This is a genomic window from Tepidicaulis sp. (genome assembly GCF_965222285.1).
Classification (GTDB): domain Bacteria; phylum Pseudomonadota; class Alphaproteobacteria; order Parvibaculales; family Parvibaculaceae; genus Tepidicaulis.
The window spans coordinates 3,464,029-3,483,754 of record NZ_OZ244942.1 but is presented as its reverse complement, the minus strand read 5'-3'; the positions used below and the strand labels follow the sequence as shown (position 1 = coordinate 3,483,754).

Genomic DNA, 19,726 nt, shown 5'->3' with positions numbered 1-19,726 from the left:
TTTTCATAGCGTTCTTCTTCGTTCAGTCTTCTTTTTGTCCAAGATCGTCCAGAATGAGTTTGCGCAGCGCAGGCGTGACTTCCGGGCGCACGCCGAACCAGGCCTCAAACCCAGGCACCGCCTGATGCAGCAGCATGCCGAGCCCGTCGACAATGGGATTGCCGCGCGCGCGCGCCGCTTCAAGCAGCGGCGTGATGAGCGGGGTATAGACGATGTCCGTCACCACCGCTTCTTTGCTCAGCCCGCTTAAATCGATATCGAGCGGCTCGCTTCCCTTCATGCCGAGCGAAGTCGTATTGACGAGAAGGCCGGCGCCGGGCAGCGCCTGATTGCGGTTTTCCCAATCGACAACGAGAAGCGGGATGCCTTGATCGCCTGCCAGTTTTTCCGATTTCAGCCGCGTGCGGTTGATAAGGCGGATATCGTTGACGCCCTCTTCCCACAGCGCGGCGATAACGGCGCGCGAGGCGCCGCCCGCCCCGACAATGACAGCCGGCTTGTTCTTCTGCCAATCGGGCGCGCCTTCTTTCAAATTGGCGATGAACCCATAGCCATCGGTATTGCGCCCTTCCCATCCCTCATCCGTTTTGACGAGCGTGTTCACCGCGCGCACGCGGGAGGCCATTTTATCGTGGCGGGGAATGGCGGCGAAGGCCGTTTCCTTATGCGGGACGGTGACATTGGCGCCGATAAAGCCGCGCGCATCGAGACCCTGCAATGTTTCCTCAGCTTCTTCCGGCGGCACGGCGAGTTTTTCATAAACGGCGTTTTCAATCCCGTGCTCGGCGATCCAGTGATTATGGATCAGCGGCGAGCGGGAATGGTCCACCGGCCAGCCGATAACACAGACGCGGCGTTCGGCCGTACGGTCCGTAGGCGTGCGTGCAGATTTCTCACTCATGCGAGGATCACTTTTCTGGCGCGCAATTCTTCCAAGAGCGGCAAAAGCGGCAGGCCGAGGATCGTGAAATAGACCCCGTCGATTTTCTCGAATAGCTGCACGCCCACGCTTTCGAGCTGATAGCAGCCCACGCTTTTGAGAATTTTCTCCCCCGCCTGGCGCAGATAATGATCGAGAAAGGCATCGGAAAAATCGCGCATGGTCAAATGCGCGCGGTCCCCATGCGACCAGACGATCTCACCATCAAGCGCCAGGGTGACGGCGGAATGGAGCGTATGGGTCTTGCCCCGGAAGAAGGACAGGTTCTTACGCGCTTCCTTCATGTCGCGGGGCTTGTCGAATTTTTTCCCCTCACAGGAAAGCACCTGATCGGCGCCGATGACAAGGGTGGCGGGCGTGTCGAGGGAGACCGCGCAGGCTTTCAGTTTTGCAAGTTCCATTGCCAGCGCATCGGGCTCGCGCGACAGGCGCTGCTTGGCCTCGTCCTCATCGACGGGCGAGACGCAAATATCGAAAGGCAGGCCCGCCCCGTGCAAAAGATCGGCACGGACCTGGCTGGCGGAGGCCAGAAGAAGCGGCAGATGATCCCCCATCACGCATTCTCCTTGCGGGTATAAAGATTGAGCACGGCGGCGGCCGTTTCCTCGATCGAGCGGCGGGTCACATCGATCACCGGCCAGCCATTACGGCTGTAAAGTTTGCGGGCATGGGCGACTTCCGCGGCCACCGCCTCGCGGTCCACATAATCGGTTTCGGTTTTTTCGTTCAGCGACAAGAGCCGGTTGCGGCGGATCTGAATGAGGCGTTCCGGGTTGGCAACGAGACCGATGATGAGGGGCTTTTTCGCGGTACCCAGTTCCGGCGGCAGAGGAATATTCGGCACGAGCGGAATGTTTGCCGCCTTGATGCCGCGGTTCGCCAGATAGATGCAGGTCGGGGTTTTTGAGGTGCGCGAGACACCGACCAGAATGACATCCGCGTCATCGAGATCGCCGGGGCTCTGACCGTCATCATGGGCCATGGTGAAATTGAGCGCGGCGATCCGGTCGAAATATTCCTGATCCATAATGTGCTGGCCGCCGGGCTTGTGCGAAATCTCGCGGCCGAGATAAGAGCCGAGCGCATTGATCGCCGGATCGAGCACACTGATGCAGGGCACTTCAAGCTCCAGACAGCGCTTTTCAAGTTTCGCGCGCAAATCATCATTCACCATGGTGAACATGACCATGCCCGGCGCTTCTTCGATTTCCCCCAACGCCCGCTCGAGCTGCTTGGGCCCGCGCACCAGCGCATAGACATGTTCGATCGCCCGCACATCTTCATATTGCGCGCAGGCCGCGCGCGCGACCGCGTTCAAGGTTTCCCCTGTCGCGTCGGAGACCAGATGAAGATGAAAAACGCGCCGTCCGGCCATGCACCCTGTCCTTGATTACCGGGCAGGGCAGCGCCGCACCCGGGAATGTCTTTGGGAGAGAAGCTACTGATTGAGACCGGTAGGTGCCAGTTTTTTCCCTGGCGTTCTTATTTGCGCCAGTTGAGGAAGGCGCTGCGCATATTGGCGCCCGGCTTGTGGAAAACTGTGGGTAACGGGGGCAAGGCGGGGGTTAAAAGGGCGCCCAATTTTTCATCCCCGGCAAGACCTTTTCGGCGAACAGACTCGTTCCTCTCTGAACAGATGCGCGCGTGCCCTTGGGGATAAAGAGGATAAGTGCGTAACTGAAATTCCGGCTCCGGTTCATTCACGTCCTCCCCGTTTTCCACAATCGGGAGCCTCATATTCAAACCATTGGAATCCTGCCTGCTTTTTCCTGTCCCGCCGCTTTTGCACAGCCGAGCGGGAAAGGACGCAGAAGATTTTCACCTTACGCTTGATGTGAGCGGAATCCGGACCAAATTTAATCCTCACCATCCACAGGCAACCACTACCCACCACATCCTTCTAAGAGATATTTAGATTGGAAGAAGACTCGTGGATAAACCGGGGACCTCCAATAAGCGCTTTTAAGGAAGCAAGCTTCCGAAGGGACCTGGCAAGGGACGATGCCTGCGGCAACCTGCAAGCTCGCAATTCAAGACGCGAGCATGTAAGCAAGACGGGAAATGAAGACGGCCAGTCCTTCCTATCCGGCTGGCGTGACAAACAGGCAATGACGTGACCGAGCCCAAGAAGAAATTTCTCGCCGCCCTGGAAGGCCAATCCTTCGATGTGCCCCCGATCTGGATGATGCGCCAGGCAGGGCGATACCTGCCCGAATACCGGCAGGTGCGCAAAGAGGCAGGCAGTTTTCTCGATCTTTGCTATACGCCGGATTTCGCGGTTGAGGTCACGCTGCAGCCGATCCGCCGCTACGGCTTCGACGCTTCGATCCTCTTTTCCGACATTCTCGTGATCCCGGATGCGCTCGGCCAGGACGTGCGGTTCGAAGAGGGGATCGGCCCGGTGTTGAAGCCTGTCACCAATCCGCAGGAGCTCTCCGCTTTGAGCAAGGAAGGGCTGCTTGAACATCTTGCCCCGGTCTTTGAAACCGTGCGGCGGCTTTCCAAGGAATTGCCGGGTGAGACGGCGCTGATCGGCTTTGCCGGGGCGCCCTGGACCGTTGCGACCTATATGGTGGGCGGGCGCGGCTCGCCGGATCAGGCGGCGGCAAAGCTCTGGGCTTACCGCGCGCCGGACGAGTTTCAGGTACTGATCGATCTCCTCATCGAGGCGACGGGCGATTATCTTCTCGCTCAGATCGAGGCGGGGGCGGAAGCCATTCAGCTTTTCGATACCTGGGCCGGTTCCCTGCCGCCCGCCCATTTCGAGCGCTGGTGTGTCGAGCCCGTGCGCCAGATCCGCGCGCGGCTGAAAGAGGCAGCGCCCCATATCCCCGTCATCGCGTTCCCGAAAGGGGCGGGGCCGGCTTATGCGGACTATTTCAAAGCAACGGGGGTGAGCGCCGTCAGTCTCGACACGGCGATTGCGCCTGAATGGGCGCGGGACACGGTGCAGCCTTTGGGGCCGGTGCAGGGCAATCTCGATCCGCTGCTTCTCGTGGCAGGCGGGGAGGAAATGAAAACCGCCGCCGCGCGCATTCTCGAAGCACTGGGGGACGGGCCTTTCATTTTCAATCTTGGCCACGGCATCGTGCCGCAGACCCCGCCTGAGCATGTGGCGGAGCTCTTGGACTTCATCCGTAATTTCAGATGAGCGATCCCATGACCGGACGGCGCAAAGTTGCCATCGTATTGATGAATTTGGGCGGGCCGGACAGGCCCGAAGCGGTGCAGCCCTTCCTGTTCAATCTCTTCAACGATCCGGCGATCATCCGCATTCCCAATCCGTTCCGCTTTTTGCTCGCCAAGCTGATTTCGAAACGCCGCGCGCCAATTGCCCGGGAAATTTATGCGGAGCTTGGCGGCGGCTCGCCGCTCGTGCCGCTGACTGAAGCACAAGGCCGGGCGCTGGAAGAGGTGCTGGCAGACCAGGCGGCGGCGGGGGAGATCGAGGCAAAGACCTTTCTTGCCATGCGCTACTGGCATCCCTTTGCCGATGACGCGGCAGCGCAGGTGAAAGCCTGGGGCGCCGATGAAATCGTCCTCCTGCCGCTTTATCCGCAATATTCGACGACAACGACCGAATCCTCGTTCAAGGATTGGATGCGCGCGGCGGGGGAAGCCGGGTTGAAAGCACCCGTTCATGTGGTGTGCTGTTATCCGGCCGAACCTGGTTTCATTTCTTCTTATGTAAGTCTGATCCGTCCGGCTTTGGCAGAAGCAGGCGGGCCGGAAAAAGCCCGGGTGCTCTTTTCCGCCCATGGCCTGCCGAAAAAAGTCATCGAAGACGGCGATCCTTATCAGGCTCAGGTCGAGCAAAGCTGCGCGGCGATTGTCAATGAGCTCGCCATTCCCGGGCTCGACTGGCAAACCTGCTATCAAAGCCGGGTTGGGCCGCTCGAATGGATCGGGCCTGCGACGGATAAGGAAATCGAGCGGGCGGGGGCCGAGGGTAAGGCGCTGGTCGTCGTGCCCATCGCTTTTGTCTCCGAACATTCGGAAACCCTGGTGGAGCTCGATATCGAATATGGCAAACTGGCGCGGGAAAGCGGGGTGCCGGCTTATGTGCGCGTTGCGGCTGTCGGCACCGAGCGGCCCTTCATCGACGGGCTGGCGCGGCTGGTGCTTGAGAGTCTCGCCAGCACCGGTGTGCTCTGCCCGGAAGATGCGCCGGGGCATGTGTGCACGGCCGGGCGGGCGATTGCCGGGATTTCCTGACGGAAGAAAAGCCTTCCAGCGGGGCTCTAGGGATCAAAACTTAAAAGAGTCGAAACCGGAACGATGGAATTTCTGCAGCCCTTTTATCTCTGGACCAAGGCGTTTCACATCATCTCCGTCATCTTCTGGATGGCGGGAATGTATTATCTTCCAAGGCTTTACGTATATCATTCCGAAACCGAAACAGGATCGGTGCTCTCGGAGAATTATAAGCGCATGGAAGAACTGCTTTTAAAGCGCATCGTCAATCCGGCGATGGGCGCGACCTGGCTCTTCGGCATTTTGCTTATTCTCACCATTCCCTCGCTTCTTTCCGAGGGATGGTTTCATGTGAAGCTGACGCTGGTCATCGTCATGTCCGCCTATCACGGGGTGCTGACGAAATGGTGCCGGCTTTACGCGGCCGATGAGCGCCCGCACACATCGAAATTCCTGCGCATCGCCAATGAAGTGCCGCCGCTGCTGACCATTTTTATTGTCATCATGGTGATTGTGCGGCCCTTTTGACACAATTGTGCGTCCGAGACTGTTTGTAATCGGCGGCTTTTGACGTATATTTCTCCCGTTGGCCGATCACAACGGTCCGGCGCGCCGTTTCTGTGGCGCCGCCGCTCATCTCCGGGACAGACATTTCATCACATTTCTGGGCCGGCAGGTGAGAGCGAGAGAGAGCTCACACAAGGCATTGGCCGCTTAGCAGCCGGGCCGGGTGAAGGGTTCCGACTTCCCGCCTTCAGACTTTTCTCAAATCATTCGAAACCGGGTCCGCGCGGTTTCTTTCAAGCTCAAGGTCAGCTTCATGCAGCAGATTAAACTGCAGGATCTCAAGTCCAAATCCCCCACGGAACTTCTGGCGTTTGCCGAAGAGCTGGAAGTGGAAAATGCCAGCACGCTGCGCACCCAGGACATGATGTTCGCCATTTTGAAAAAACTGGCCGAACAGGGCATCGATATTATCGGTGAAGGGGTGGTGGAAGTGCTGCAGGACGGGTTCGGCTTTCTGCGCTCGCCGCAGGCCAACTATCTGCCGGGCCCGGATGACATTTATGTCTCCCCCTCGCAGATCCGGCGCTTTTCGCTGCGCACGGGCGATACGGTGGAAGGGGAGATCCGCGGTCCGAAAGACGGCGAGCGCTATTTCGCGCTGCTCAAGGTCAACACGATCAATTTTGAATCGCCGGAAAAGACCCGCCACAAAGTCCATTTCGACAATCTGACGCCGCTCTATCCGGATGAGAAGATCGAGATGGAGGTGGAAGACCCCACTCTGAAAGACCGTTCCGCCCGCGTAATCGATATGGTGGCGCCGCTCGGCAAAGGCCAACGCGCGCTGATCGTTGCGCCGCCGCGCACGGGTAAGACGGTGCTGCTGCAGAATATCGCCCATTCCATCACCGCCAATCATCCTGAATGCTATCTGATCGTGCTGCTCATCGACGAGCGGCCGGAAGAAGTGACGGATATGCAGCGCTCGGTGAAGGGGGAAGTGATTTCCTCGACCTTCGACGAGCCGGCGGTGCGCCACGTCCAAGTTGCCGAAATGGTGATCGAGAAAGCCAAGCGCCTGGTCGAACATGGGCGTGATGTGGTGATCCTGCTCGATTCCATCACCCGTCTCGGGCGCGCCTATAACACGGTGGTGCCGAGCTCGGGCAAGGTGCTGACCGGCGGTGTGGACGCCAATGCCCTGCAGCGCCCGAAACGCTTCTTCGGTGCCGCGCGTAATATCGAGGAAGGCGGCTCGCTCACCATCATCGCCACGGCGCTGATCGATACCGGCAGCCGCATGGACGAAGTGATCTTCGAGGAATTCAAAGGCACGGGTAACTCGGAAATCGTGCTCGACCGGAAGGTGGCCGACAAGCGCGTCTTCCCGGCCATGGATATTCTCAAATCCGGTACCCGGAAAGAAGAGCTTCTTATCGACAAGGCCGAGCTGCAGAAGATGTATGTGCTGCGCCGGATTCTCAACCCGATGGGCACGGTGGACGCCATCGAGTTCCTGCTCGACAAGCTGAAGCAGACGAAAAATAATGCCGAGTTCTTCGATAGTATGAATACTTGATCGGGACTTACGGTTACTTAGAAGTTAAAACACCCCGGGAATTTTCCCGGGGTGAATCTTTTTAAGGTCCCAATCTTCGTTATAAGAGAATCTTCGGCCCTTTTGAGGACCGAATTCCTCCAATCCGCCGTTTAAGGCAGAAGCACGCTCGCGCCGGTGGTCTTGCGGCCCTCCAGATCCTTATGGGCCTGGACGGCGTCTTTCAGGGCGTAGCGCTGGTTCACATCGATTTTGATGGCGCCGCGCGCGACCGCGTCGAAGACATCGGCGGTGGTGGCGGCAAGCTCCTCGTCAGTGACGAGATAATCCATCATCGAGGGGCGGGTGACATAGACCGACCCTTTTTGGGTGAGAATGCCGAGATTGACCCCCGTGACGGGCCCCGAGGCATTGCCGAAAGTGGCAAGGAGGCCGCGCCGGGAAAGACAGTCGAGAGAGATTTCGAATGTGTCCTTGCCGACCCCGTCATAAACCACGGGCACGCCTTGGCCATCGGTGATCTCTTTCACCCGGGCGACGACATCTTCCTTGGAATAATTGATGACATGGGCCGCGCCATGGGATTTGGCGAGGGCGCATTTTTCATCCGAGCCTGCGGTGCCGATCAGCGTCACGCCCATATCCTTCGCCCATTGGCAGGCAATGAGGCCGACGCCGCCGGCTGCGGCGTGGAAAAGCACCGTGTCGCCTTTTTTCAAAGAATAGGTTTCCTTGAAAAGATAGCGGACCGTCATGCCTTTCAGCATGAGGGAGGCGGCCTGTTCATCGCTCACCCCGTCCGGCACTTTGGCGATGCGGTTCGCGGGGGCGTTGATCGCCTCGGCATAAGCGCCGAGGGGACCTGCGCCATAGGCCACCCGGTCGCCTTTTTTGAGGTTCGTCACGCCGTCGCCGACTTCTTCGACGATGCCGGCCGCTTCCAACCCGAGGCCGATGGGCAGGGGCAAGGGATAAAGGCCGGTGCGGTGGTAGGTGTCGATGAAGTTGACGCCGATCGCTTTATGGCGGATGCGAACCTCGCCCTTGCCGGGGGCGGGCAGCTCGATCTCTTCGAGCTTCATGACGTCCGGTCCGCCGGTCTTGTGGATGTGGATGGCTTTGATCATGGGGCGGTTCCTTTGAAGGGGCGCGGCAAAGGGAAAAGGGAGGCGCGTGCCTCCCTTTCCGTCAGCTGGCCGTCAGCCCAGATGTTTCTTGAAGAAATCGAGTGTGCGCGTGTTCGCCGTTTTAGCGTCGGCGGGATGATAATGCGCGCCGCCTTCACGGGCGAAAGCGTGGTCGCGCTCGGGATAGGTATAGAGCGTGACCTCAGGGTGATCCTGCAGCCCGGCGATAATCTGCTCCTGAGCTTCTTTCGGCACGAACTCGTCCTTGCCGGCCACATGCAGCGCGAGCGGCTTTTTGATGTTCTTTGCTTCGCCGAGCAGGTTTTGAATATTGACGCCGTAATAGCCGACGGCGGCATCCGCATTGGTGCGCGCGGCGGTGAGATAGGCAAGCTGGCCGCCGAGGCAATAGCCGACCGCGCCGACCTTGCCCGTACAGGCCTCCAGTCCGCGCAGGTGATCGATCGTCGCCTGAATGTCGGTCACGCCTTTATCGACGTCGAACTTACCGAAAAGATCGAAAGCCTGTTTCCATTCTTCATCCGTCTTGTCGGTGATCTGGATGCCGGGCTCGATGCGCCAGAAGAGATCGGGGCAGAGCGCCACGTATCCCTGATCGGCCAGCCATTCGGTGATGTCGCGCATCACCTGGTTGACGCCGAAAATTTCCTGAATGACGACGATACCGGGGCCCGAGCCGGATTTGGGCACGGAGAGGTAGCCCGAAAAATCTCCGTCCGGGCCTTTGATGGTGACGTCCTGTCCTGGCAGAAAATTACCGGGCATGTGTATCTCCCTGTTATGGCTTCTAAGTACGGCGGCCGCGCAGGGCGCGCCGGTTCGAGATTGCTGCGCGCAGCTTAGCTGCTTGGCGCGCGCGCGTCAGCGGGCAGCGGCGAGTTGTTTTTCGAACTCTGCCAGCTCGGTGACCGGCAGGGAACAGGTATCGCCGCGGCAAATATAGGCGGTGGGTTTGCCCTCATGTTGCGTTTTGCCTTTGGCGGGGTGGGCATCGGGCAAGTCGTCTCCCGGCGCCAGTTCCTCAAGCACATAATCGCCAAGCGGGGCGCGGGCGGCAGCGGCGCGGAAAGGGGCAATCGCCTCACCTTCGCCAATAAGCACGATCTGCACGAGGTGAAGACGGGTGTCGAGGCTGGCAAGGAACGAGGCAAGCGGGAAGGCGTTCTGTTCCGCTTCTCCTGCAAAGGCGGCAAGGATCTGATCGGCACGCTCGAGATAATGCAGCTTGCCGGTCAGCGCATGAAGCTTGATGAGGAGGCCGGGCATCATGCCGTTGGCGGCGGGCGTTGCATCGTCCTGCACGGTGCGGATGCGGGTGATGAGCGCATCGGCATCATTGGGCGTGAAATAATAGCCGCCTTGAGGCTCGGCCCAGTAATGCGTGTCGAGTTCTTCCACCCAGGCTTCGGCCTGCTCGATATAGGCACGCGCGCCTGTCGCTTTGAAAAGCGCAAGAGCGGCGTCGATCATCGCGGCAAGCCCGTTCGCCATGGCGCGGTGCTGAAGTTTCGCCTGGCGCCAGGAATGGAAAAGCCTTCCGCCCACATACATCGTGCCGGTGATGAAATTGAAGGCGCGCTGGGCAAGCTCCACCCAGTCAGGCCGCTCGAAGGCGGCGCCTGCGCGGGCAAGGGCGGCGATGGCGAGACCGTTCCAGTCGCTCAAGACTTTGTCGTCCCAGCCGGGGTGCACGCGCTTCTCGCGCAAGGCAAGAAGCGTTTGGCGGGTGGGTTTCAGTTTTTCATCGAGGGCGGTGTCGAACGGCGCATCTGCGGCGTGAAGGCGGTTCGGGATGTTCTTGCCTTCCCAATTACCGGCAGGGCTGATGTCATAGGCCTGTTTGAAAAGCGCCGCATCCTCGCCAAGCGCGGCATCGATTTCGGCCTGCGACCAGACATAGAATTTGCCTTCCTCGCCTTCACTGTCCGCATCGAGGCTGGCGGCAAAGCCGCCGCCTTCGGCGATCATTTCCCGGGAGATCCAGGTCACCGTCTCTTCGATGCGCGCGGCATAACGCGCATCGCCGGTGGTGCGCCAGACGAGGGTGAGAAGATCGAGAAGCAGGGCATTGTCGTAGAGCATCTTTTCGAAATGCGGCACGAGCCATTCCGCATCGACAGAGTAGCGGGCAAAGCCGCCGCCCAAATGATCGTAGATGCCGCCTTCGCACATGTGATCGAGCGCCTTACGCACCGGTGCAGCAAAAGCCTCATCTTCCGTGTGCAGATAGTTGCGCCAAAGCAACGTCAGAATGCCGGTTTGCGGAAATTTGGGCGCGCCCTGGATGCCGCCGTTCTGCGCGTCCATCACCTGCAGAAGTTTGCCCGCGACACGTGACGCAAGATCGGGGGGCGGGGTGCCGCGCGCGTCCTTCAAGGAGCGGGCATGGAGCGCTTTCGTCAGGGCGGTGCGATTGGCGTCGACTTTTTGCGGCTCTTCGCGGAAGATGCGCGAAATTTCCTGCAGGATTTGCGGGAAGCCCGGGCGGCCATAGCGCGGCTCGGGCGGAAAGTATGTGCCGCCCCAGAAGGGCTCGCCCTCCGGTGTCAGGAACATGCTGAGCGGCCAGCCGCCCTGTTCACCGAGCATATGCAGGGCGGACATGTAGATGGCATCGATATCGGGCCGTTCTTCGCGATCGACCTTGATATTGATGAAATGATCGTTCATGAGTGCGGCGATTTCGGCGTTCTCGAAACTCTCATGCGCCATGACATGGCACCAGTGGCAGGCGGCATAGCCGACCGAGAGCAGGATGGGCTTGCCCGAAGCTTTCGCCTCCGCCAGCGCCTCCGGGCCCCAGGGCCGCCAATGCACAGGGTTGTCCTTATGCTGGAGAAGGTAGGGACTGGTCTGGCTGGCAAGCTGGTTCTGGGCGCGGGTCTGGGTCATGAGGTCCTTGACGTAAGAAGCGCGGGGACGTGAGGGGCGCAGGATCGGGCAGCCCGTTGCGGGCGCGGGGCAGGAAAACCGCCCCTCCGATATGTAGCGGACGGTATCAGGGCGGCAAGCTCTATGTCGATGAATTGATTGCGAAAATCCTGGAGCCGGGAGGCGCGGGATGAAGCCGGACGGGAAGGGCTCGATTCGGAATGGAAACGATCTTTGCGCTCTCTACGCCGCCGGGTAAAGGCGGAGTGGCGGTGATCCGGATTTCGGGGCCGGATGCGGGCGCAGCTATTGAGAAGCTGAGCGGCAGGGGTCCGGGCGCGCCGCGCCAGGCGGTGCTGCGGCGGCTGCGCGATCCGGAAACCGGGGCCTGGCTCGATGAGGCGCTGGTGCTGTTTTTCAAAAGCCCGGCGAGTTTCACCGGCGAAGACGTTGCCGAGCTCCATGTCCATGGCGGGCGCGCGGTCGTGGAGGCGGTGCTTGGCGCGCTGACGCGGCTGCCGGGGCTCGCACCGGCGGAGCGGGGCGCCTTCACCCGGCGGGCGTTCGAGAACGGGCGGCTTGATCTCACCGAAGTCGAAGGGCTGGCCGATCTCATCGATGCGGAGACGGCGGGCCAGCGCGAACAGGCGCTGCGCCAGATGACCGGGGCGCTAAAAGAGAAGGCAGAGGATTGGCGGGCGCGGCTGATCGCCATGAGCGCTTATGTGGAAGCCGATATCGATTTCGGAGAAGAGGAAGGCGATGTGGGCGCGGGTCTCGGCGCTTCCATTCTGCCGGGGCTTGGCGCGCTCAAATCGGAGATCGAAGCGGTACTGGCCGACGGATACCGGGGCGAGCTGGTGCGCCGGGGTCTGGAGATTGCGATTGTTGGGCCGCCTAATGTCGGGAAGTCCTCGCTGCTTAATTGGCTGTGCGGGCGGGAAGCGGCCATCGTCTCGGAAGAGGCGGGGACGACGCGCGATGTGATCGAGGCGCGGATGGAACTCGCGGGCCTGCCTGTGACGATTGCCGATACGGCGGGGCTGCGGGAGGCGGAGAACGCTGTGGAGGCGGAAGGCGTGCGCCGCGCTTTGGCGCGGGCGGAGGCCGCCGATTTCCGGATTGTGATGGCGGCGGCAAGCCCGGGTGGACACGAGATATTGGGGTCTTTCGAGGATGCCACGCCGGATGATGTGTGTGTGCTCAATAAATCGGACCATCTGGATTCGGCTCCGGAACAGGTCCCTGAACCCGGGCTTTATGGACGTAGAATCCTCCCCATATCGGTAGTGAGGGGGGAAGGGCTGGAAGAACTGGCTGCGCTGATCGAGGAAAAAGTGCGCCGTCTCGCCCCCTCTCTGGATAATCCAGTGATCAGCCGCGAGCGGCACCGCATCGCGCTGCAGGACTGTGTGGCCGGATTGACCGGGGCCGAACGCTGGCTGGCAGAGGATGATGTGGTGCTTGGCGGTGAGGAATTGCGTCAAGCACTGAGGGCGCTCGGGCGGCTGACTGGCCGGGTGGATGTCGAAGAATTATTGGATGTGGTGTTCCGGGATTTCTGTATCGGGAAGTAGGAGACGCCGGGTTCCGTGGCTTTGATGTTTCACGTGAAACAAAAGGAGTCCGGGTTTTGTGGAAAACTGCTGGTGGCAGGTAGCGCGGCTATTCAGCCGCATTGACGCCTCCGCCAAAGGGAGTCAGAACGGGGCCGCACTCTCCATATGGAGTCCCCGTGAGCGGGTGATGAGATGAGCGACGTAACAAGTTCCTATGATGTGATTGTCATTGGCGGCGGCCACGCTGGATGCGAAGCCGCGTCTGCCTCTGCGCGCCTGGGTGCCCGAACGCTTCTGCTCACCCATAAGATCGAAACGATCGGGGAGATGTCCTGCAATCCGGCCATCGGCGGGTTGGGCAAGGGGCATCTCGTGCGGGAGATCGATGCGCTGGACGGTGTGATGGGCCGGGTGGCGGATGCCTCCGGTATCCAGTTCCGTCTGCTCAACCGGCGTAAGGGACCGGCGGTCCGCGGGCCTCGTACCCAGAGCGATCGGAAACTCTACCGCGAGGCGATGCAGAGAGAGATGACCGCGCAGGCGGAGCTCGATGTGATTGGGGGCGCGGTCAATGATCTGCTGGTTGAGAATGGCCAGCTCAAGGGTGTCATCACGGAAGATGGGCGGCGCTACGGAGCGCCGAAAGTGGTGCTGACGACCGGCACCTTTTTGCGGGGGATGATCCATATCGGCCGGAAGCGGATACCTGCGGGCCGTGTCGGAGAGGCACCGGCGCTGGGGCTCTCGGACCGCCTGTACGGGCTTGGCTTTCAGCTCGGCCGCTTGAAGACGGGCACACCGGCGCGCCTTGATGGGAAGACCATCGACTGGGCTTCACTCGAAACCCAGCCGGCGGATAATCCCCCGACACCGTTCTCCTTCCTGACAACGGCTATTACGGTGCCGCAGATCGAATGCGGTATTACCCGGACGGTCCAGGCGACCCATGACATCATTGCCGCCAATCTCGAAGAGTCGCCCGTCTATGGCGGCCGGATCGAAGGCCGGGGCCCGCGCTATTGCCCGTCCATCGAAGATAAGGTTGTCCGCTTTGCGGAGCGGGAGTCCCATCAGATTTTCCTGGAGCCGGAAGGGCTCGATGACGACACGGTTTATCCGAACGGTATTTCGACGGCGCTCCCGGAAGAGATTCAGAAGGAATTTCTGAAGACCATTCCCGGTCTGGAGAAAGCGGTGATCTGGCGGCCGGGCTATGCCATCGAGTATGATTATATTGATCCCCGCGAATTGCTGCCGACGCTTGAAACGAAGAAGCTGCCGGGGCTTTATCTCGCCGGGCAGATCAATGGTACGACTGGCTATGAAGAGGCCGCGGCGCAGGGCCTGATGGCCGGGCTTAATGCGGCACGGGCAGCGGGCGGTGGCGACGCTTTTATCCTCGACCGGGCGGATGCCTATATCGGCGTGATGATTGATGATCTGGTCACCAAGGGGGTGAGCGAGCCCTACCGGATGTTTACATCCCGCGCGGAATACCGGTTGACGCTCCGGGCGGACAATGCCGACCAGCGGCTGACGCCTTTGGGTATGGAGCTGGGCTGTGTGGGTCACGCGCGGCGCGCAGCCTTCGAGGAAAAGGGGCAGGCTCTCAAGGAGGCGAAGGCTCTTTTGACTTCCCTTTCTCTGACGCCGAATGAGCTCGTCAAACGGGGGCTCAAGATCAACCAGGACGGCGTACGGCGGACGGCATTCGATCTTGCGGCCTATCCCGATGTGGGGTTGACCGGTATTGAAAAAGTATGGCCGGAACTCTCGAAACTCGACCCGGCGATCCTGGAGCAGGTCGGGATCGACGCTCAATATGCAGGCTATCTGGACCGGCAGGCGGCGGATATCAAAGCGTTCCGCCGGGATGAAGAGCTACAGATTCCCGCGGATCTGGACTATGGACAAGTACACGGAATTTCGGCGGAAATCCGTCAGAAATTGAAGGATGCGCGCCCCGTAACACTGGGCCAGGCCGGCCGGATTGAAGGGATGACACCGGCAGCCTTGACGGCGCTTTTGATTCACGTGAAACGTCCTGAGAAGCGCCGGGCTGCGGGCGAATGAGCAGCCATACTAAGAATGTCCAGCAAGTCGTTGATCGGGAATCCTTTTCGGCGGCGATGCCTGTTTCACGTGAAACATTAGACCGTCTCGCCGCCTACGAGTCCTGTCTGAGGAAGTGGCAGCGCTCTATCAATCTGGTCTCTGCGAACACGCTGGATGCCCTCTGGGGCCGGCATTTTTTTGACTCTGCCCAGCTTCTTCCCCTTCTACCAGAACGCCTGACGCGGCTTGTCGATCTGGGGAGCGGGGGCGGTTTTCCCGGTGTGGTGCTGGCCATTCTTCTGGCGGACCGGGACGTCGAAATTCACTTGGTCGATAGTGACCGGCGTAAAGCGACGTTCTTGCGCGAGGCGCTGCGCCAGAGCGGGGCCCGGGCCCAGGTTCATACCTGCCGGATCGAGGAGTTGGACGCCGCGGCGCTGGGTCCGGTCGATGCCGTGACGGCCCGTGCCTGTGCGCCGCTTGTCCAATTGCTGGACTGGGCGGCACCTTTTTTCACTCCGCAAACCATAGGGCTCTTTTTGAAGGGTCAAGGGGTAGGGGATGAATTGACGACAGCCCATAAATGTTGGACATTTAGTGCAGAGGAAATACCCAGCCGATCCGATCCGGCCGGTACGATCGTCAAGCTTCAGGGGCTCGCGCGTGGAAACACTTGATCAGAACACGGAAGCGCCTGCCAGCACCGGCAAGCAAATGCCGGATCAGGGCGTGAAAAAACCCCGCGTGCTGGTTCTCGCCAATCAGAAAGGCGGGGTCGGCAAAACCACGACCGCCATCAATCTGGGAACTGCGCTGGCTGCGGTGGGCGAGCGGGTGCTGATCGTCGATCTCGATCCGCAAGGCAATGCCAGCACCGGCCTCGGCATCGATCGGCAGGCGCGTAAAGTTTCCACCTATGATGTGCTGACCGGCTCGGCGGTGATCGAGGATGCGATCGTCTCAACGCAAGTGCCGGGGCTCGATGTAGCGCCCTCCACGATGGATCTGCTTGGCGCGGAGCTCGAGCTTGCCTCCGTCGCGCGCCGTTCGCACCGGCTGCGCGATGCGCTGAACCGGATGCCGCCGGCAGGCCGCGCGCCGGAGCGCGATGCAAACCCCATTCAGTCGCAGCCTTATTCTTATGTGCTGATCGATTGCCCGCCCTCACTCAATCTTTTGACCATCAATGCGATGACGGCAGCGGATGCTATTCTCGTGCCCTTGCAATGTGAGTTCTTCGCGCTCGAAGGTCTCAGCCAGCTGTTGCGCACGGTGGAGCGGGTGCGCTCCAGCCTCAATCCGAAGCTGGAAATTCAGGGCATCGTGCTGACCATGTTCGATAAGCGCAATAATCTCTCCGGCCAGGTGGCCGAAGACGTGCGCGCCTATCTCGGCGACAAGGTCTATAAGACGGTCATCCCGCGCAACGTACGGATTTCCGAGGCACCGTCTTATGGCAAGCCGGCGCTGGTTTACGATTTCCGCTGCTCCGGCAGCCAGGCCTATATGCGCCTTGCCTCCGAGATCATTCAGCGCGAGCAGAAATTGCGCAATCGTCCGGCGGCGTGAGCGGATAGGTGAAGGCGGACGGGGGATATGCAACTTAAACGAGTCTCTTAAGACTCTTAAGAAGCCGGGATAAGCTGCTGAAAAGATTTGGCTTTGTCCTACTTGGTAGCACTGGCGCGGCATTGAGATGAAAAACCCGGGCGCTTAAAGGGCTTGGCAGGTACTACCAAAAGTAGTGCTTTGGGGCTCTCAAATGAGATTTGGGCCGAATGGCCTGGCCGGTATCACGGGATACAGGCAAATGGTGGAGGTAGGCGGTGGCCGACGAAGCGCAGAGCAAAAGCCGGTTGGGACGGGGTCTTGCGGCCCTGATCGGGGAAGATACGGCAATCGATCTTGGGGATACGGAAGCGGCCGAAGCGCGCGGTATCCGCCAGGTACCGATCGAATATTTGCGGCCCAACCCCTTTCAGCCGCGTCACACGTTCCGTGAGGAAGACCTAGCCGATCTGACGAATTCGATCCGTGAGAAGGGGATTTTGCAGCCCATCGTGGTGCGCCCGCTGGAAGGTGAGGAAAACGCCTTCGAGATCGTGGCCGGGGAACGGCGCTGGCGCGCCTCGCAGGCTGCGCAGCTCCATCAGGTGCCGGTGATCGTCCGCGAGCTGACCGATCATGAATCGCTCGAAATCGCCATTATCGAAAACGTGCAGCGCGCCGATCTCAATGCCGTTGAAGAAGCGGCGGGCTACCAGCGCCTGATCGATCAGTTCCAGTACACTCAGGACCAGCTTTCCAAGATGATCGGTAAAAGCCGGTCGCATGTTGCAAACCTGCTGCGGCTTCTGTCGCTGCCGGAAAAAGTGCGCGCTTATATTACGAATGGCGAGCTGACGGGCGGCCATGCCCGCGCGCTGGTCGGCCGGCCGGATGCTGAGGCGCTGGCAAAGCAAATCGTCGAGCAAGGCCTGTCCGTGCGCGAAGCCGAAGCGCTGACCCGGAAAGACGACACGGCCAAATCCGGCGGCGGGCGCGGGACGGGGGCCGGCAGCGCGCCCAAGGAGAAAGACGCCGATACGCGGGCGCTGGAAAAGAACATTTCCGATGCGCTCGGCCTTAATGTCGATGTCGTTCATAAAGGGGAAAGCGGCGGCGAGGTAAAAGTGCATTACAAGACGCTCGAGCAGCTCGATGAGATTTGCCGCCGTCTCGCCCATGGCGGTGGTTCCGGGGGCGGGCTCGTGCGCTGAGCTTGGAGGGACTTGCGCGGCAGGTCCCGAGCCCTTAAGTTTTGGACATGATGACAGTGATCGCAATGAACCTAGCGCTACGACTTATCAACCCGGCCGCATAAGGCGTGCCGGGCCCAGGGTCGTTTTGTCGTTTCATTGCTTGAGGCTGTTAATGTCTTCTCACATTCATTCGGTTCGTTTTCGCCCCTCCGCGCGCGCGGATATGCGGCATGGCGTCTTGTCCTCTCTTCTACGCGGCCTTCTGCGACTTATCGCGGGCCGCCGGATCAAGTGGACAGCCGGCGGCTCGGTGCGGTCCGTCATTGCTCCTTCCATAGGAGCGCCGGTATAAGACTTTCCGACATTTGGAATTGATGACATGACACAAGAAAAGAATTTGCCGCCGCGCGATACGGCTTTGCGACAACATAAAAGCGCGATGCCGATCCAGAAATACCGGGCCTTCGAGCCTATCGATCTGCCCGACCGGCAATGGCCTGGTCGCACGATCACGAAAGCGCCGATCTGGTGTTCGGTGGATTTGCGGGATGGCAATCAGGCTTTGATCGAGCCGATGGACAGCCGGCGCAAGCACAAGATGTTCGATGCGCTGGTGAAGATGGGCTTCAAGGAAATCGAGGTCGGGTTTCCGGCGGCCTCCGACACGGATTTCAATTTCGTGCGCGAGATTATCGAGCAGGGAAAAGTGCCCGCCGATGTTTCCATCCAGGTGCTCACCCAGGCCCGGCCCGAATTGATCGAGCGGACTTTCGAAGCGATCAAAGGCGCGCCGCGGGCTATCGTCCATCTTTATAATTCCACCTCGACGCTGCAGCGCCGGGTGGTCTTCGGCATGGACCGGGAGGGCATTACCGAGATCGCGGTGAAAGGCGCCGAACTTTGCAAGAAGCTGCGCGATGCGATGCCCGAAACGGAAGTGATGTTCGAATATTCGCCGGAAAGTTTCACCGGCACCGAGCTCGACTTTGCCCGCGATGTCTGCGCCGCTGTCATGGATGTCTGGGAGCCGACGCCGGACCGAAAGGTGATCCTCAACCTGCCGGCGACGGTGGAAATGGCGAGCCCGAATATCTATGCGGATCAGATCGAATGGATGCACCGTAATTTGCCGCGCCGGGACAGCGTGATCTTGTCACTGCATCCGCATAATGACCGGGGCACGGGCGTGGCCGCCGCCGAGCTTGGCATTCTGGCCGGGGCGGACCGGATCGAAGGCACGCTGTTCGGCAATGGCGAGCGCACCGGCAATGTCGATGTGATCAATATCGCGCTCAACATGTTCACGCAGGGTATCGATCCGCAATTGGAGATCGGCGATATCAACGAACTGCGCGATGTGGCGATCGAGTGCAATCAATTGCCGATCCATCCGCGCCATCCTTATGTGGGCGATCTTGTTTTCACCGCCTTTTCCGGTTCGCACCAGGATGCGATCAAGAAGGGGATGGCGGCGAAGGAAAAAGCTAATAGTGAGATCTGGGAAGTGCCCTATTTGCCCATCGACCCGCAGGATCTGGGACGCAGCTACGAGGCGATCGTGCGCGTCAACAGCCAGTCGGGCAAGGGCGGGATTTCCTATCTCATTCAGCGCGATTTCAATCTCGATCTGCCCAAGGCTTTGCAGGCGAGTTTTTCGAAAGTCATTCAGAAGTACACGGATGAAACCGGCAAGGAAGTTTCCTCCGAACTCATCTGGGATTTCTTCGAGAAGAAATATCTCACCCGCGCCGAGCCCTTTGAGTTCGTGACTTACCGCACGACGCCGGACCCGCATGCCAGCGAGCGGCGTCTGCTCACGGCGGAGATCAAGGACAAGGGCAAGCTGCGCGAAATTCACGGTAAGGGCAACGGGCCGATCGATGCCTTCGTCAATGCGCTGCGCAGCGACTGCAATGTCGATATGCGCCTGAAGAACTACACCGAACATGCGGTGGGCACGGGCGCGGATGCAGCCGCTGTTGCCTATGTGGAAGTGGAAGGACCGGACGGCTCGACGATCTGGGGTGTCGGTATTCATCCCAATATCGTGCAGGCGTCCTTGAAAGCGCTGATCAGCGCAGCCAATCAGGCCTCCGATATCTGACGATCCTTCGGCTTTCTAAAGAACCAAAAGGCCGGGCACTGCGCCCGGC

At 60.1% G+C, this 19,726-nt stretch carries 16 protein-coding genes; 10 read left to right on the top strand and 6 right to left on the bottom strand.

The genetic code is table 11. The features are described from left to right. Window positions 1-22 precede the first annotated feature (22 nt). Genes ACOQOT_RS16680 through ACOQOT_RS16670 form a run of 3 tightly spaced genes read right to left on the bottom strand, consistent with a single transcriptional unit; the run spans window position 23 to window position 2,315 of the window. A complete protein-coding gene (locus ACOQOT_RS16680; RefSeq protein ID WP_420560280.1) occupies window positions 23-901 on the bottom strand; it encodes a shikimate dehydrogenase in 879 nt (292 codons plus the stop codon). Next, on the bottom strand, window positions 898-1,494 hold the full coding sequence (locus tag ACOQOT_RS16675; protein ID WP_420560279.1) for a Maf family protein: 597 nt from the start codon (window positions 1,492-1,494) through the stop codon (window positions 898-900). The genes ACOQOT_RS16680 and ACOQOT_RS16675 overlap by 4 nt, the downstream gene beginning before the upstream one ends. Further along, window positions 1,494-2,315 carry a pyruvate, water dikinase regulatory protein gene (locus ACOQOT_RS16670; RefSeq protein WP_420560278.1) on the bottom strand — a complete coding sequence of 274 codons (822 nt, stop codon included), beginning with the start codon at window positions 2,313-2,315 and terminating at the stop codon, window positions 1,494-1,496. Before ACOQOT_RS16670 ends, ACOQOT_RS16675 begins: the two co-directional genes overlap by 1 nt. Before the next feature lie 738 nt (window positions 2,316-3,053). Here ACOQOT_RS16670 and hemE point away from each other — a divergent pair. The 4 genes from hemE (at window position 3,054) to rho (ending at window position 7,220) form a co-directional block, all read left to right on the top strand. Next, complete coding sequence (gene hemE, locus ACOQOT_RS16665; protein ID WP_420560277.1) at window positions 3,054-4,091, top strand: uroporphyrinogen decarboxylase; 1,038 nt, start codon at window positions 3,054-3,056, stop codon at window positions 4,089-4,091. A gap of 8 nt (window positions 4,092-4,099) precedes the next feature. Beyond that, window positions 4,100-5,155 carry a ferrochelatase gene (hemH, locus tag ACOQOT_RS16660; protein WP_420560276.1) on the top strand — a complete coding sequence of 352 codons (1,056 nt, stop codon included), beginning with the start codon at window positions 4,100-4,102 and terminating at the stop codon, window positions 5,153-5,155. Window positions 5,156-5,218: 63 nt separating this feature from the next. After that, a complete protein-coding gene (hemJ, locus tag ACOQOT_RS16655) occupies window positions 5,219-5,662 on the top strand; it encodes a protoporphyrinogen oxidase HemJ (RefSeq protein ID WP_420560275.1) in 444 nt (147 codons plus the stop codon). Between the two features lie 292 nt (window positions 5,663-5,954). Next, complete coding sequence (rho, locus tag ACOQOT_RS16650) at window positions 5,955-7,220, top strand: transcription termination factor Rho (protein ID WP_420560274.1); 1,266 nt, start codon at window positions 5,955-5,957, stop codon at window positions 7,218-7,220. Between the two features lie 131 nt (window positions 7,221-7,351). Here rho and ACOQOT_RS16645 read toward each other — a convergent pair whose 3' ends face one another. The 3 genes from ACOQOT_RS16645 to ACOQOT_RS16635 form a co-directional block, all read right to left on the bottom strand. Next, complete coding sequence (locus ACOQOT_RS16645) at window positions 7,352-8,326, bottom strand: quinone oxidoreductase family protein (protein WP_420560273.1); 975 nt, start codon at window positions 8,324-8,326, stop codon at window positions 7,352-7,354. Between the two features lie 72 nt (window positions 8,327-8,398). Beyond that, a complete protein-coding gene (locus ACOQOT_RS16640; protein WP_420560272.1) occupies window positions 8,399-9,112 on the bottom strand; it encodes a dienelactone hydrolase family protein in 714 nt (237 codons plus the stop codon). 96 nt (window positions 9,113-9,208) lie between these two features. Continuing rightward, on the bottom strand, window positions 9,209-11,239 hold the full coding sequence (locus ACOQOT_RS16635; protein WP_420560271.1) for a thioredoxin domain-containing protein: 2,031 nt from the start codon (window positions 11,237-11,239) through the stop codon (window positions 9,209-9,211). 200 nt (window positions 11,240-11,439) lie between these two features. On the opposite strand from ACOQOT_RS16635, the gene mnmE reads away from it, so the two are divergent. From mnmE to leuA, 6 genes are all read left to right on the top strand, one after another. Beyond that, window positions 11,440-12,795, top strand: coding sequence for a tRNA uridine-5-carboxymethylaminomethyl(34) synthesis GTPase MnmE (gene mnmE / locus ACOQOT_RS16630; protein ID WP_420560270.1), 1,356 nt, complete (start codon window positions 11,440-11,442; stop codon window positions 12,793-12,795). A 174-nt stretch (window positions 12,796-12,969) separates the two neighbouring features. Beyond that, window positions 12,970-14,850, top strand: a complete 1,881-nt coding sequence (gene mnmG / locus ACOQOT_RS16625; protein WP_420560269.1) for a tRNA uridine-5-carboxymethylaminomethyl(34) synthesis enzyme MnmG — start codon at window positions 12,970-12,972, stop codon at window positions 14,848-14,850. Further along, window positions 14,847-15,509 (top strand): 16S rRNA (guanine(527)-N(7))-methyltransferase RsmG, encoded by a 663-nt coding sequence (gene rsmG / locus ACOQOT_RS16620; RefSeq protein WP_420560268.1) that lies wholly within the window; start codon window positions 14,847-14,849, stop codon window positions 15,507-15,509. Before mnmG ends, rsmG begins: the two co-directional genes overlap by 4 nt. A gap of 37 nt (window positions 15,510-15,546) precedes the next feature. Beyond that, window positions 15,547-16,401, top strand: a complete 855-nt coding sequence (locus ACOQOT_RS16615; RefSeq protein ID WP_420561962.1) for a ParA family protein — start codon at window positions 15,547-15,549, stop codon at window positions 16,399-16,401. 257 nt (window positions 16,402-16,658) lie between these two features. Then, window positions 16,659-17,591: a ParB/RepB/Spo0J family partition protein gene (locus tag ACOQOT_RS16610; RefSeq protein ID WP_420560267.1), complete on the top strand. Its 933-nt coding sequence runs from the start codon at window positions 16,659-16,661 to the stop codon at window positions 17,589-17,591. 361 nt (window positions 17,592-17,952) lie between these two features. Next, complete coding sequence (leuA, locus tag ACOQOT_RS16605) at window positions 17,953-19,677, top strand: 2-isopropylmalate synthase (protein ID WP_420560266.1); 1,725 nt, start codon at window positions 17,953-17,955, stop codon at window positions 19,675-19,677. The last annotated feature ends 49 nt before the right edge of the window (window positions 19,678-19,726 follow it).

Coding starts and splice junctions, on each gene's coding strand:
- ACOQOT_RS16635 (WP_420560271.1), bottom strand. CDS start 11,239: ATGACCCAGACCCGCGCCCAGAACCAGCTTGCCAGCCAGACCAGTCCC.
- ACOQOT_RS16640 (WP_420560272.1), bottom strand. CDS start 9,112: ATGCCCGGTAATTTTCTGCCAGGACAGGACGTCACCATCAAAGGCCCG.
- leuA (WP_420560266.1), top strand. CDS start 17,953: ATGACACAAGAAAAGAATTTGCCGCCGCGCGATACGGCTTTGCGACAA.
- mnmE (WP_420560270.1), top strand. CDS start 11,440: ATGGAAACGATCTTTGCGCTCTCTACGCCGCCGGGTAAAGGCGGAGTG.
- hemH (WP_420560276.1), top strand. CDS start 4,100: ATGACCGGACGGCGCAAAGTTGCCATCGTATTGATGAATTTGGGCGGG.
- rho (WP_420560274.1), top strand. CDS start 5,955: ATGCAGCAGATTAAACTGCAGGATCTCAAGTCCAAATCCCCCACGGAA.
- ACOQOT_RS16675 (WP_420560279.1), bottom strand. CDS start 1,494: ATGGGGGATCATCTGCCGCTTCTTCTGGCCTCCGCCAGCCAGGTCCGT.
- rsmG (WP_420560268.1), top strand. CDS start 14,847: ATGAGCAGCCATACTAAGAATGTCCAGCAAGTCGTTGATCGGGAATCC.
- mnmG (WP_420560269.1), top strand. CDS start 12,970: ATGAGCGACGTAACAAGTTCCTATGATGTGATTGTCATTGGCGGCGGC.
- ACOQOT_RS16680 (WP_420560280.1), bottom strand. CDS start 901: ATGAGTGAGAAATCTGCACGCACGCCTACGGACCGTACGGCCGAACGC.
- ACOQOT_RS16615 (WP_420561962.1), top strand. CDS start 15,547: ATGCCGGATCAGGGCGTGAAAAAACCCCGCGTGCTGGTTCTCGCCAAT.
- ACOQOT_RS16645 (WP_420560273.1), bottom strand. CDS start 8,326: ATGATCAAAGCCATCCACATCCACAAGACCGGCGGACCGGACGTCATG.
- ACOQOT_RS16670 (WP_420560278.1), bottom strand. CDS start 2,315: ATGGCCGGACGGCGCGTTTTTCATCTTCATCTGGTCTCCGACGCGACA.
- hemJ (WP_420560275.1), top strand. CDS start 5,219: ATGGAATTTCTGCAGCCCTTTTATCTCTGGACCAAGGCGTTTCACATC.